The organism is Streptomyces sp. NK15101 (assembly GCF_020400725.1).
Taxonomy (GTDB): domain Bacteria; phylum Actinomycetota; class Actinomycetes; order Streptomycetales; family Streptomycetaceae; genus Streptomyces.
In genome coordinates this window covers 16,668-29,735 of sequence record NZ_JAINVG010000006.1, presented here as the reverse complement: position 1 = coordinate 29,735, position 13,068 = coordinate 16,668, and the positions used below count along the sequence as shown (strand labels likewise).

General features: G+C 71.0%; 13 protein-coding genes. All 13 read left to right on the top strand.

Annotation, left to right across the window (positions count from 1 at the left end):
• Positions 1 to 71: 71 nt before the first annotated feature.
• The 13 genes from K7G60_RS04670 to K7G60_RS04610 all read left to right on the top strand — a co-directional run bounded on the left by K7G60_RS04670 (position 72) and on the right by K7G60_RS04610 (position 13,004).
• Entirely contained in the window at positions 72 to 707 is a 636-nt protein-coding gene (locus tag K7G60_RS04670; protein WP_225799505.1) for an MBL fold metallo-hydrolase, read from the top strand.
• An 11-nt stretch (positions 708 to 718) separates the two neighbouring features.
• A complete protein-coding gene (locus tag K7G60_RS04665) occupies positions 719 to 1,261 on the top strand; it encodes a hypothetical protein (RefSeq protein WP_225799504.1) in 543 nt (180 codons plus the stop codon).
• 114 nt (positions 1,262 to 1,375) lie between these two features.
• Entirely contained in the window at positions 1,376 to 2,290 is a 915-nt protein-coding gene (gene pdxS, locus K7G60_RS04660; protein WP_225799503.1) for a pyridoxal 5'-phosphate synthase lyase subunit PdxS, read from the top strand.
• Positions 2,291 to 2,296: 6 nt separating this feature from the next.
• On the top strand, positions 2,297 to 2,884 hold the full coding sequence (pdxT, locus tag K7G60_RS04655) for a pyridoxal 5'-phosphate synthase glutaminase subunit PdxT (RefSeq protein WP_225799502.1): 588 nt from the start codon (positions 2,297 to 2,299) through the stop codon (positions 2,882 to 2,884).
• 63 nt (positions 2,885 to 2,947) lie between these two features.
• Entirely contained in the window at positions 2,948 to 3,700 is a 753-nt protein-coding gene (locus tag K7G60_RS04650) for a YebC/PmpR family DNA-binding transcriptional regulator (protein ID WP_225799501.1), read from the top strand.
• 109 nt (positions 3,701 to 3,809) lie between these two features.
• Positions 3,810 to 4,373, top strand: coding sequence for a crossover junction endodeoxyribonuclease RuvC (ruvC, locus tag K7G60_RS04645; protein WP_225799500.1), 564 nt, complete (start codon positions 3,810 to 3,812; stop codon positions 4,371 to 4,373).
• Positions 4,370 to 5,002: a Holliday junction branch migration protein RuvA gene (gene ruvA, locus K7G60_RS04640; RefSeq protein WP_225799499.1), complete on the top strand. Its 633-nt coding sequence runs from the start codon at positions 4,370 to 4,372 to the stop codon at positions 5,000 to 5,002. Before ruvC ends, ruvA begins: the two co-directional genes overlap by 4 nt.
• A gap of 27 nt (positions 5,003 to 5,029) precedes the next feature.
• Entirely contained in the window at positions 5,030 to 6,121 is a 1,092-nt protein-coding gene (ruvB, locus tag K7G60_RS04635) for a Holliday junction branch migration DNA helicase RuvB (protein WP_225799498.1), read from the top strand.
• Between the two features lie 165 nt (positions 6,122 to 6,286).
• Positions 6,287 to 6,754, top strand: a complete 468-nt coding sequence (gene yajC / locus K7G60_RS04630) for a preprotein translocase subunit YajC (protein ID WP_225799497.1) — start codon at positions 6,287 to 6,289, stop codon at positions 6,752 to 6,754.
• Between the two features lie 144 nt (positions 6,755 to 6,898).
• Complete coding sequence (gene secD, locus K7G60_RS04625) at positions 6,899 to 8,662, top strand: protein translocase subunit SecD (RefSeq protein WP_225799496.1); 1,764 nt, start codon at positions 6,899 to 6,901, stop codon at positions 8,660 to 8,662.
• Between the two features lies 1 nt (position 8,663).
• Positions 8,664 to 9,734 (top strand): protein translocase subunit SecF, encoded by a 1,071-nt coding sequence (gene secF / locus K7G60_RS04620; protein WP_225799495.1) that lies wholly within the window; start codon positions 8,664 to 8,666, stop codon positions 9,732 to 9,734.
• Positions 9,731 to 10,282: an adenine phosphoribosyltransferase gene (locus K7G60_RS04615; protein ID WP_225799494.1), complete on the top strand. Its 552-nt coding sequence runs from the start codon at positions 9,731 to 9,733 to the stop codon at positions 10,280 to 10,282. Before secF ends, K7G60_RS04615 begins: the two co-directional genes overlap by 4 nt.
• Positions 10,283 to 10,541: 259 nt before the next feature.
• Entirely contained in the window at positions 10,542 to 13,004 is a 2,463-nt protein-coding gene (locus tag K7G60_RS04610) for a bifunctional (p)ppGpp synthetase/guanosine-3',5'-bis(diphosphate) 3'-pyrophosphohydrolase (protein WP_225799493.1), read from the top strand.
• The last annotated feature ends 64 nt before the right edge of the window (positions 13,005 to 13,068 follow it).

Below are 13,068 nucleotides of genomic sequence, written 5' to 3'. Positions count from 1 at the left end.
CGGAGCGACCGCCCGCAGCGAGCCGGAGCAGCCGGGCGATTGCCCGCCGCAGGCGCGGGCAAGGTCGCCCCATGGAGACGATCAGCCGACTCGACCTCGGTCACTTCACCCGCCCCGCCCACGAATGGCAAGGCCCCCACCCCCGCGTGGAACCCGTCCTCGGTTATCTCGTGCGGCACGCGGGCGTGAGGCTGCTGTTCGACACCGGCATGGGGACGGGGTCCCCGGAGACCGACGCGCACTACCGCCCCGTCCGGCACCCCCTGCCCGTCGGCCCGGACGACGTCGACCTCGTCGTCAACTGCCACCTGCACTTCGACCACATCGGCGGCAACCAGCTCTTCCCCGCCACGCCCGTCCTCGTCCAGCGCACCGAGCTCGCCGTCGCCCGGGCCGGCGGGTACACCATCGACTCGCTCCTGCCCGGCGTCCGGTACGAGGAGCTCGACGGCGAGCACGAGATCGCGCCGGGCGTGCTGATCGTGCCCACGCCCGGCCACACCGAGGGCCACCAGTCGCTCGTCCTCGACCACGGCGACCGGATCACGGTCCTCGCCGGCCAGGCGTACGACTTCGCCCACGAGTTCGGGAGCCCGCACCTCCCCTGGCTCGACCGGCTCGGCGAGCTCGCCGACGGCCGTCCCGCGCGTGTCCTGTTCGCCCATGACCACGACCTTTGGGAAGGCGTGCTGCCACCGCCCCGGTAGCCTGTGCGCCCGTGACCGAAACCCTGATCTGGACCGTCGTCGCGCTGATCCTCATCGGCGTCTATCTGAGCTGGACCGCCGGACGGCTCGACCGGCTGCACTCGCGCATCGACGCCGCACGCGCCGCCCTGGATGCGCAGCTCCTGCGCCGGGCCTCGGTCACCCAGGAACTCGCGACCTCCGGCGTCCTCGACCCGGCCGCCTCGATCGTGCTGTACGAGGCCGCGCACGCGGCCCGGCAGGCGGAGGAGGACCACCGGGAGGTCGCCGAGAGCGAGCTGAGCCAGGCGCTGCGGGCCGTCTTCGGCGAGCCCGAGCAGGTGGAGCTCGTACGGGAGGCGCCCGGCGGCGAGGAGGCCGCGGGGGAGCTGGCCGCGGCCGTCCGCCGGGTGCCGATGGCCCGCCGCTTCCACAACGACGCCGTCCGGGCCGCCCGCGCCCTGCGCCGCCACCGCAAGGTCCGCTGGTTCCGGCTCGCGGGCCACGCCCCCTTCCCGCTGGCCTTCGAAATGGACGATGAGCCGCCCGCGGCCCTTGCCGATCGTCCGGCCTGACGTCCGTAACCTGGGAAAACGATCCACCGGGTCCACATTGGCCCTTGATGCGGACCGCGGGTGGCCTGTTTCCTCGTCTTGTCGTCAACCCCTGTTGTCACGAGTGAGGTATCCGTGTCCACCACGCCTTCCACCAACTTCCAGTCCCCCGAGACCGGCACCGCGCGCGTCAAGCGCGGCATGGCCGAGCAGCTCAAGGGCGGCGTGATCATGGACGTGGTCAACGCCGAGCAGGCGAAGATCGCCGAGGACGCCGGCGCCGTGGCCGTCATGGCCCTGGAGCGGGTCCCCGCGGACATCCGCAAGGACGGCGGCGTCGCCCGCATGTCCGACCCGAACATGATCGAAGAGATCATCGGCGCGGTCTCCATCCCGGTCATGGCCAAGTCCCGCATCGGCCACTTCGTCGAGGCCCAGGTCCTGCAGTCCCTCGGCGTCGACTACATCGACGAGTCCGAGGTCCTGACCCCGGCCGACGAGGTCAACCACTCCGACAAGTGGGCCTTCACCACCCCCTTCGTCTGTGGCGCCACCAACCTGGGCGAGGCCCTGCGCCGCATCGCCGAGGGCGCGGCCATGATCCGCTCCAAGGGCGAGGCCGGCACCGGCAACGTCGTCGAGGCCGTCCGCCACCTGCGCCAGATCAAGAACGAGATCGCCAAGCTGCGCGGCTTCGACAACAACGAGCTGTTCGCCGCCGCCAAGGAGCTGCGCGCCCCGTACGAGCTCGTCAAGGAGGTCGCCGAGCTCGGCAAGCTCCCGGTCGTGCTGTTCTCCGCCGGTGGTGTCGCCACCCCCGCCGACGCCGCGCTCATGCGCCAGCTCGGCGCCGAGGGCGTCTTCGTCGGCTCCGGCATCTTCAAGTCGGGCGACCCGGCCAAGCGCGCCGCCGCCATCGTGAAGGCCACCACCTTCTACGACGACCCGAAGGTCATCGCGGACGCCTCCCGCAACCTGGGCGAGGCCATGGTCGGCATCAACTGCGACACCCTCCCCGAGTCCGAGCGCTACGCGAACCGGGGCTGGTAAGCACCCATGAGCACGCCCGTAATCGGTGTCCTGGCCCTCCAGGGCGACGTACGGGAGCACCTGATCGCCCTGGCCGCGGCGGACGCCGTGGCCAGGCCGGTCCGGCGCCCCGAGGAGCTCGCCGAGGTCGACGGCCTGGTCATCCCCGGTGGCGAGTCCACCACCATCTCCAAGCTGGCCGCCCTCTTCGGCCTGATGGAGCCGCTGCGCGAGCGGATCGCGGGCGGCATGCCCGTGTACGGCACCTGCGCCGGCCTGATCATGCTCGCCGACAAGATCCTCGACCCGCGCTCGGGCCAGGAGACCTTCGGCGGCATCGACATGATCGTCCGCCGCAACGCCTTCGGCCGGCAGAACGAGTCCTTCGAGGCCGGTGTGACCGTGGCGGGCATCGACTCCCCCGTCGAGGGCGTCTTCATCCGCGCCCCGTGGGTGGAGTCGGTCGGCGCCCAGGTCGAGGTGCTCGCCGAGCACGAGGGCCACATCGTCGCGGTCCGTCAGGGCCGGGCCCTCGCGACCTCCTTCCACCCCGAACTCACCGGAGACCACCGCATCCACGAGCTCTTCGTGGACATGGTGCGCGCCGAACGGTGACACGATCCCGGTAGGATCTCTGGGGTTCGTTCAAGAAGTTGGTTACGCGAAGGAGACAGGCAGATGTCCGGCCACTCTAAATGGGCTACGACGAAGCACAAGAAGGCCGTGATCGACGCCAAGCGCGGCAAGCTCTTCGCGAAGCTGATCAAGAACATCGAGGTCGCGGCCCGCACCGGCGGCGCCGACCCGGACGGCAACCCGACGCTCTACGACGCCATCCAGAAGGCGAAGAAGAGCTCGGTCCCGAACAAGAACATCGACTCCGCGGTCAAGCGCGGCGGCGGCCTCGAGGCCGGTGGCGTCGACTACCAGACGATCATGTACGAGGGCTACGGCCCGAACGGCGTCGCGGTGCTCATCGAGTGCCTCACCGACAACCGCAACCGCGCCGCCTCCGACGTGCGCGTCGCCATGACCCGCAACGGCGGCTCCATGGCCGACCCGGGTTCGGTCTCGTACCTGTTCAACCGCAAGGGCGTCGTCGTGCTCCCCAAGGGCGAGCTGTCCGAGGACGACGTCCTGGGCGCGGTGCTCGAGGCCGGCGCCGAGGAGGTCAACGACCTCGGCGAGAACTTCGAGGTCATCAGCGAGGCCACCGACCTGGTCGCGGTCCGTACCGCCCTCCAGGAGGCCGGCATCGACTACGACTCGGCCGAGTCCAGCTTCGTCCCGAGCATGCAGGTCGAGCTCGACGAGGAGGGCGCGCGCAAGATGTTCAAGCTGATCGACGCCCTCGAGGACAGCGACGACGTGCAGAACGTCTTCGCCAACTTCGACGTCAGCGACGAGGTCATGGCGAAGGTCGACGCCTGATCGCGGTCTTCTCAGCAGCGGGCCGACGGGACACACCCGTCGGCCCGCTGCGTTGTCAGTGGCGGCCGATAGCCTGCACAAACAGACTTGCGATCAGGAAGGGGGCGACATGCGCGTACTCGGAGTGGACCCCGGGCTCACCCGTTGTGGCGTCGGCGTCGTCGAGGGCGTCGCCGGCCGGCCCCTGACCATGCTCGGCGTCGGCGTCGTGCGCACCGCGGCGGACGACGACATCGGCATGCGCCTGGTCGGCATCGAGCGCGGCATAGAGGAGTGGCTCGACCGCTTCTCGCCCGAACTGGTCGCCGTGGAGCGGGTGTTCAGCCAGCACAACGTGCGCACGGTGATGGGCACGGCCCAGGCCAGCGCGGTCGCCATGCTCTGCGCCTCCCGGCGCGGCATCCCCGTCGCCCTGCACACCCCCAGCGAGGTCAAGGCCGCCGTCACCGGCAGCGGCCGCGCCGACAAGGCCCAGGTCGGGGCCATGGTGACCCGACTGCTCCGGCTCTCCGCCCCGCCCAAGCCGGCCGACGCCGCCGACGCCCTCGCCCTCGCCATCTGCCACATCTGGCGGGCCCCCGCCCAGAACCGCCTGCAGCAGGCCGTCGCCCAGAACCGTCTCCAGCAGGCCGCCGCCCGGCACACCTCCGCAGTGAAAGGCCGAACCCGATGATCGCCTTCGTGAGCGGCCCCGTCGCCGCCCTCGCCCCCACGACCGCCGTCGTCGAGGTCGGGGGAGTGGGCATGGCCGTCCAGTGCACCCCGAACACCATCGCCGGCCTGCGCCTCGGTGAGCACGTCAGGCTCGCCACCTCCCTCGTCGTCCGCGAGGACTCCCTCACCCTGTACGGCTTCGCCGACGACGACGAGCGGCAGGTCTTCGAGCTCCTCCAGACCGCCAGCGGCGTCGGCCCCCGCCTCGCCCAGGCCATGCTCGGGGTGCACAGCCCCGACGCGCTGCGCCTCGCCGTCTCCACCGGCGACGAGAAGGCCCTCACCGCCGTCCCCGGCATCGGCAAGAAGGGCGCCCAGAAGCTCCTCCTCGAACTGAAGGACAAGCTCGGCGCCCCCCTGGGCAGCAGCGGCCTGGTCGGCGCCCAGCGCGCGGCCGCCTCCGGCCCCGCGCCGTGGACCGAGCAGCTGTCCGCCGCCCTGATCGGCCTCGGCTACGCGAGCCGCGAGGCCGAGGAGGCCGTCAGCGCCGTCGCCCCGCAGGCCGAGGCCGCCATCGCCGAGACCGGCACCGCCCCCGTACCGCAGCTGCTCCGCGCCGCCCTGCAGACCCTCAACCGGGCCCGCTGACCTCCCGTACGAAGGAAGACCATCACCGTGAACTGGGACGACGACAGCACCGCCGAGCCGGACGCGCGCCTCGTCGGCGCCTCCGCGGAGGGCGACGACCAGGCCGTCGAGGCGGCCCTGCGCCCCAAGGACCTCAGCGAGTTCGTCGGCCAGGAGAAGGTCCGCCAGCAGCTCGACCTGGTCCTCAAGGCCGCCCGCCAGCGCGGTGCCACCGCCGACCACGTGCTGCTCTCCGGCGCCCCCGGCCTCGGCAAGACCACCCTCTCGATGATCATCGCCGCCGAGATGAACGCGCCGATCCGCATCACCTCCGGCCCCGCCATCCAGCACGCCGGCGACCTCGCCGCGATCCTCTCCTCCCTCCAGGAGGGAGAGATCCTCTTCCTCGACGAGATCCACCGCATGTCCCGGCCCGCCGAGGAGATGCTCTACATGGCGATGGAGGACTTCCGCGTCGACGTCATCGTCGGCAAGGGCCCCGGGGCCACCGCCATCCCGCTCGAACTCCCGCCCTTCACCCTGGTCGGCGCCACCACCCGGGCCGGACTCCTGCCGCCCCCGCTGCGCGACCGCTTCGGCTTCACCGCACACATGGAGTTCTACGACCCGGCCGAGCTCCAGCGCGTGATCCACCGCTCCGCCGGACTCCTCGACGTCGAGATCGACCCCGACGGCGCCGCCGAGATCGCCGGCCGCTCCCGCGGCACGCCCCGCATCGCCAACCGCCTGCTGCGCCGGGTCCGCGACTACGCCCAGGTCAGGGCCGATGGAGTGATCACCCGGGAGATCTCCGAGGCGGCCCTCAGCGTGTACGAGGTGGACAGCCGCGGTCTCGACCGGCTCGACCGCGCGGTCCTGGAGGCCCTGCTCAAGCTCTTCGGCGGCGGACCGGTCGGTCTGTCCACCCTCGCGGTCGCCGTGGGGGAGGAGCGCGAGACCGTCGAGGAGGTCGCCGAACCCTTCCTCGTACGGGAGGGGCTACTGGCCCGTACGCCCCGCGGCCGGGTCGCCACACCGGCGGCGTGGACGCACCTCGGACTCGTTCCGCCGCAGGCAGCGGGCCCGGGCGGCGCGGGGAGCGGCGCGGGAACGGGACAACAGGGGCTCTTCGGGGCGTGACGGTGCGGACACTCGCCCGGACCGGAACCACGGTGCGATGCTGGACGTTGTTCCATCGATGCGGACTCGCCTAGACTCCGCCGATGCCGCCCTTTCTGGTCGGCGCACCCACCCCCGAAGATCAGGCCGCGGTTTCTCCGCGACCGTGCGAAGGAAACCCGTCCCGTGAGCATCGTGACTCTCCTCCCCTTCATCGTCCTCATCGGGGCCATGTTCCTGATGACCCGCTCTGCCAAGAAGAAGCAGCAGGCGGCGGCGCAGATGCGCGACGAGATGCAGCCCGGCACCGGCGTACGGACGATCGGGGGGATGTACGCCACCGTCAAGGAGATCGGCGACGAGACCGTCCTCCTCGAGGTCGCGCCCGGCGTGCACGCCGTCTACGCCAAGAACGCGATCGGCGCGGTCCTCGAGGACTCCGAGTACAACCGCATCGTCCACGGCGACGACGAGGAGTCGGACACCGACACCGTCGTCCCGGACGACGCCTCCTCGCTGACCGAGGCCGCCGAGGACACCCGGACCGTCGAGGACGCGCCGAAGGCCGACCTGACGAAGAAGTCGGACGCGGCGGAGACCGGTGCCGAGGGTCAGAAGGACGGCAAGGCCGACGGCGAGACCGACGCGAAGTAGTCGCGGCCGGGGACCGCGCGCACGCCCACCGGCGTGCACGGTCCCCGGAACGGTTCCACGTCTGCGGGGGCAGGTCCCCACACACACTTCGTGGCCGTCTCACGCATACCCGGCGTGAGGCGGTTGGACAGGGAGATACGACAGGTGGCAGCACCGAAGAAGGGCCGAAGGCCGGCGGGGGGACAGAGCCGTCCGGGCCGCGCCCTGGCAATCATCCTGATCGCCATGGTCGCGCTCACCGGCGGAATGTTCTGGTCGGGGCACACCACCCCGCGCCTCGGCATCGACCTCGCCGGCGGTACGTCGATCACGCTCAAGGCGAAGGCCGAGCCCGGCCAGGAGTCGGCGGTCAACGAGACCAACATGAACACGGCGGTCGGCATCATCGAGCGCCGCGTCAACGGTCTGGGTGTCTCCGAGGCCGAGGTCCAGACGCAGGGCGCCGAGAACATCATCGTCAACATCCCTCGCGGGACGAACGAGAAGCAGGCCCGCGAGCAGGTCGGCACCACCGCCCAGCTCTACTTCCGGCCCGTTCTCGCCGTGACGAGCGGCGCGCCCCAGCCGGCGCCGAGCGCGACGTCCTCGGGTTCCCCCTCGGCCACGCCGAAGCCGAAGTCCTCCGCTTCCGGCGCCACCGCGACCGAGAAGTCGGCCACCCCGACGGCCACCGCCTCCACGCAGGGCCGCGCGCTCACCGAGGCCCTCAAGGCCCCGAGCCCGACGCCCACCGCGAGCTCCTCGTCCTCCGCGAAGCCGAAGGCCACCGGGACCCCGCAGGCGACCCCGAAGCCCGACCCCGCCACCGCGGCGCTGGAGCAGAAGTTCACCGCCCTGAACTGCCTCGACCCCAAGGCCCGCGCCGCCGCCGGCCAGGGCGTCAAGCCGACCGAGCCCACCGTGGCCTGCGGCGAGGACGCCCCGGGCGTCTGGTCGAAGTACCTCCTCGGCCCGGCCGAGGTCGACGGCAAGGACGTCGACGACGCCAAGGGCGTCTTCGACCAGCAGCGTGGCATGTGGATCGTCACCATGGACTTCACGGACAGCGGCTCCAAGAAGTTCCAGTCGATCACCAGCAAGCTCTCCCAGCAGGCCGACCCGCAGAACCGCTTCGCGATCGTCCTGGACGGCGACGTCGTCTCGGCGCCCTCCGTGCGCCAGACGCTCAGCGCCAGCGCGGAGATCTCCGGCAGCTTCAACCAGCAGACCGCCCAGGACCTCGGCAACATCCTGTCCTACGGCGCCCTGCCCCTCACCTTCCAGACCCAGAGCGTCGACACCGTCACCGCCGCGCTCGGCGGTGACCAGCTGCAGGCCGGTCTCGTCGCGGGCGCCATCGGTCTCGGCCTGGTCGTCATCTACCTGGTCGCCTACTACCGCGGCCTGTCGCTGATCGCCATCCTCAGCCTCGGCGTCTCCGCGCTCCTCACCTACGTGATCATGGCCCTGCTCGGCCCGGCCATCGGCTTCGCGCTGAACCTGCCGGCCGTCTGCGGCGCCATCGTCGCCATCGGCATCACGGCGGACTCGTTCATCGTGTACTTCGAGCGCATCCGCGACGAGCTCCGCGAGGGCCGCACGCTCCGCCCGGCCGTCGAGCGCGCCTGGCCGCGCGCCCGCCGCACGATCCTGGTCTCCGACTTCGTGTCGTTCCTGGCCGCGGCCGTGCTGTTCATCGTCACCGTCGGCAAGGTCCAGGGCTTCGCGTTCACGCTCGGCCTGACCACCCTGCTCGACATCGTCGTAGTGTTCCTCTTCACCAAGCCGGTCATGACGCTGCTCGCCCGGACCAAGTTCTTCGGCAACGGACACGCCTGGTCCGGTCTGGACCCGAAGCGGCTCGGCGCCAAGCCGCCGCTGCGCCGCACCCGCCGTGCCCACGCCCCCGTCGACGCGAAGGAGGCGTGAGATGTCGAAGCTCGGCGATCTCGGCGCCCGGCTCCACCGCGGTGAGGTCGGTTACGACTTCATCGGAAACCGCAAGATCTGGTATGGCCTGTCCATCCTGATCACCATCACCGCCATCGTCGCCCTGGCCGTCCGCGGCCTCAACATGGGCATCGAGTTCCAGGGCGGTGCCGTCTTCACCACCCCGAAGACGGACGTCTCCGTCAGCCAGGCCCAGGAGTACGCGGAAGAGGCCTCCGGCCACGACGCGATCGTCCAGGAGCTCGGCAGCGGCTCGCTCCGCATCCAGGTCGGCGGTCTCGACACCGCGAAGTCCGACCAGGTCCGCGAGGAGCTCGCCAAGGACCTGAACGTCCCCGAGGACAAGATCGCGGCCGAGCTCGTGGGCCCCAGCTGGGGTGAGCAGATCGCCAACAAGGCCTGGACCGGCCTGGGGGTCTTCATGATCCTCGTGGTGATCTACCTGGCCATCGCCTTCGAGTGGCGGATGGCCCTCGCGGCACTCGTCGCCCTCATCCACGACCTCACGATCACGGTGGGCATCTACTCGCTGGTCGGCTTCGAGGTCACCGTCGGCACGGTCATCGGTCTGCTGACGATCCTCGGTTACTCCCTGTACGACACCGTCGTCGTCTTCGACTCCCTCAAGGAGCAGACGAAGGACATCACCAAGCAGACCCGCTACACCTACAGCGAGCTGGCCAACCGCTCGATCAACGGCACCCTGGTCCGTTCGATCAACACCACCGTCGTCGCGCTGCTGCCGGTCGCCGGCCTGCTCTTCATCGGTGGCGGCGTCCTCGGCGCCGGCATGCTCAACGACATCTCGCTGTCGCTGTTCGTGGGTCTCGCCGCCGGTGCGTACTCCTCGATCTTCATCGCCACCCCGCTCGTGGCCGACCTCAAGGAGCGCGAGCCGTCGATCAAGGCGCTCCGGAAGCGCATCCTGGTCAAGCGAGCCTCCGCCGCCGCCAAGGGCGAGCCGCTGGACGCGGCGGACGACCCGTCCGCCGAGGCCGCCGTCGTCGGTCCCCGGGCGGGCCGCCGCGGCACCCGGGAGCACCGAGGATGACCGCAGAGGCCCAGGACGTCAGCGGACTCCTGCTCAGCCGCATCCGTGACGTCCCCGACTACCCGAAGCCGGGCGTGCTGTTCAAGGACATCACGCCGCTGCTCGCGGACCCGGACGCGTTCACGGCGCTCACCGACGCCCTCGCCGGACTGTGCTCCGCGCACGGCGCGACGAAGATCGTCGGCCTGGAGGCCCGCGGCTTCATCCTGGCCGCTCCGGTGGCCGTCCGCGCGGGCCTGGGCTTCATCCCGGTCCGCAAGGCCGGCAAGCTCCCCGGTGCCACGCTCAGCCAGGCGTACGAGCTGGAGTACGGCACCGCCGAGATCGAGGTGCACGCCGAGGACCTGGTCGCGGGCGACCGCGTCATGGTCATCGACGACGTCCTCGCCACCGGTGGCACGGCCGAGGCCTCCATCGAGCTGATCCGCCGCGCGGGCGCCGAGGTCGCGGGCGTCGCCGTCCTCATGGAACTCGGCTTCCTCCCGGGCCGCGCCCGGCTGGAGCCGGCCCTGAACGGCGCGCCGCTCACGGCGCTGATCACGGTCTGACATCGGGGTCCACCCCGATCGGGGCGCTCCGGGGAATCCCCGGAGCGCCCCTCCGCGTTCTCCGGGGTGACGCCCGGATCGCCTCCGTGTCCTCCGGAGCCCCCCGGCGCCCGCGGCACTGCCCGTTCGGGAGCGGTCCGAAACCCGGGCGCGTGAGCACGGGCAGTCCTGGCTCGATACCATGGTCTTTCCGGGCCTGACCGGGGGACCCGGAACCTCCCCCAGACCCCGTCCGGGGGGACCCCCTGAGGAGCGCTTCTTGCCAGACGAGGCCCAGTCACTCTCCGCCGCGCAGCCCGACCCGAAGGCCGAGAAGGCCGCGCCGGGGACCGGCACGCCCCAGAACAAGCCGGCGGAGACCAGGCCCGCGCCTGCCGCGCCCGCCCCCGTGCCCCCCGCCCCCGAGAGGCCCGCGCCCGCCCGCTCCGGCGGCTCGTCCAACCGGGTCCGCGCCCGCCTCGCCCGGCTCGGCGTCCAGCGCTCCTCCCCGTACAACCCGGTCCTCGAACCGCTGCTGCGGATCGTCCGCTCCAACGACCCCAAGATCGAGACGGCGACGCTCCGGCAGATCGAGCGGGCTTACCAGGTCGCCGAGCGCTGGCACCGCGGCCAGAAGCGTAAGAGCGGCGACCCGTACATCACGCACCCGCTCGCCGTCACCACCATCCTCGCCGAGCTCGGCATGGACCCGGCGACCCTGATGGCCGGGCTGCTCCACGACACCGTCGAGGACACCGAGTACGGCCTGGAGGACCTGCGCCGCGACTTCGGTGACCAGGTCACGCTCCTCGTCGACGGCGTCACCAAGCTCGACAAGGTCAGGTTCGGCGAGGCCGCCCAGGCCGAGACCGTCCGCAAGATGGTCGTCGCCATGGCCAAGGACCCGCGCGTCCTGGTCATCAAGCTCGCCGACCGCCTGCACAACATGCGCACCATGCGCTACCTCAAGCGGGAGAAGCAGGAGAAGAAGGCCCGCGAGACCCTCGAGATCTACGCGCCCCTGGCCCACCGCCTGGGCATGAACACCATCAAGTGGGAGCTGGAGGACCTCGCCTTCGCGATCCTCTACCCCAAGATGTACGACGAGATCGTCCGCCTCGTCGCCGAGCGCGCCCCCAAGCGGGACGAGTACCTCGCCATAGTGACCGACGAGGTCCAGGCCGACCTGCGGGCCGCCCGGATCAAGGCCACCGTCACCGGCCGCCCCAAGCACTACTACAGCGTCTACCAGAAGATGATCGTCCGCGGCCGTGACTTCGCGGAGATCTACGACCTGGTCGGCATCCGCGTCCTCGTGGACACCGTCCGCGACTGCTACGCGGCCCTCGGCACCGTCCACGCGCGATGGAACCCGGTCCCCGGCCGGTTCAAGGACTACATCGCGATGCCGAAGTTCAACATGTACCAGTCGCTGCACACGACGGTCATCGGACCCAACGGCAAGCCCGTCGAGCTCCAGATCCGGACCTTCGACATGCACCGCCGCGCCGAGTACGGCATCGCCGCGCACTGGAAGTACAAGCAGGAGGCCGTCGCCGGCGCCTCCAAGGTCCGCGCCGACGTGCCGAAGAAGGCCGGCAAGGACGACCACCTCAACGACATGGCGTGGCTGCGCCAGCTCCTCGACTGGCAGAAGGAGACCGAGGACCCGAGCGAGTTCCTGGAGTCCCTGCGCTTCGACCTCTCCCGCAACGAGGTCTTCGTCTTCACGCCGAAGGGCGACGTCATCGCGCTGCCCGCCGGCGCGACCCCCGTCGACTTCTCGTACGCGGTCCACACCGAGGTCGGCCACCGCACCATAGGGGCGCGGGTCAACGGGCGGCTCGTCCCGCTCGAATCGACCCTCGACAACGGCGACCTGGTCGAGGTCTTCACCTCCAAGGCCGCCGGCGCCGGACCCTCCCGCGACTGGCTGGGCTTCGTCAAGTCCCCGCGCGCCCGGAACAAGATCCGCGCCTGGTTCTCCAAGGAGCGCCGCGACGAGGCGATCGAGCAGGGCAAGGACGCCATCGCGCGGGCGATGCGCAAGCAGAACCTGCCGATCCAGCGGATCCTGACCGGCGACTCCCTCGTCACCCTCGCCCACGAGCTGCGCTACAGCGACATCTCCTCGCTGTACGCGGCGATCGGCGAGGGCCACGTCACCGCCCAGTCCATCGTGCAGAAGCTGGTCCAGGCGCTCGGCGGCGAGGAGGCCGCCACCGAGGACATCGAAGAGGCCGCGCCGCCCACCCGCGGCCGCTCCAAGCGCCGCTCCAACGCCGACCCCGGTGTCGTCGTCAAGGGCGTCGAGGACGTCTGGGTGAAGCTGGCCCGCTGCTGCACGCCCGTGCCCGGCGACCCGATCATCGGTTTCGTCACCCGGGGCAGCGGCGTATCGGTTCACCGCAGCGACTGCGTCAACGTGGATTCGCTCTCCCGGGAGCCGGAGCGGATCCTGGAGGTCGAATGGGCCCCGACGCAGTCCTCGGTCTTCCTCGTCGCCATCCAGGTCGAGGCGCTGGACCGCTCCCGGCTCCTCTCGGACGTCACCCGCGTCCTCTCGGACCAGCACGTCAACATCCTCTCGGCGGCCGTCCAGACCTCCCGCGACCGGGTGGCCACCTCCCGCTTCACCTTCGAGATGGGCGACCCCAAGCACCTGGGCCACGTCCTGAAGGCCGTGCGGGGCGTCGAGGGCGTCTACGACGTCTACCGCGTGACCAGCGCCCGGCGTCCGTAGCGGCACACGGCACGTACGAGGAAGGCCCCCGGCACGCAGCCGGGGGCCTTCCTCGTACAGCAGG

What these genes read in the sequence shown, in the direction of transcription:
- K7G60_RS04670 (WP_225799505.1), top strand. Translation starts at nt 72, where the DNA reads ATGGAGACGATCAGCCGACTCGACCTCGGTCACTTCACCCGCCCCGCC.
- pdxT (WP_225799502.1), top strand. Translation starts at nt 2,297, where the DNA reads ATGAGCACGCCCGTAATCGGTGTCCTGGCCCTCCAGGGCGACGTACGG.
- K7G60_RS04650 (WP_225799501.1), top strand. Translation starts at nt 2,948, where the DNA reads ATGTCCGGCCACTCTAAATGGGCTACGACGAAGCACAAGAAGGCCGTG.
- ruvC (WP_225799500.1), top strand. Translation starts at nt 3,810, where the DNA reads ATGCGCGTACTCGGAGTGGACCCCGGGCTCACCCGTTGTGGCGTCGGC.
- ruvA (WP_225799499.1), top strand. Translation starts at nt 4,370, where the DNA reads ATGATCGCCTTCGTGAGCGGCCCCGTCGCCGCCCTCGCCCCCACGACC.
- secF (WP_225799495.1), top strand. Translation starts at nt 8,664, where the DNA reads ATGTCGAAGCTCGGCGATCTCGGCGCCCGGCTCCACCGCGGTGAGGTC.
- K7G60_RS04615 (WP_225799494.1), top strand. Translation starts at nt 9,731, where the DNA reads ATGACCGCAGAGGCCCAGGACGTCAGCGGACTCCTGCTCAGCCGCATC.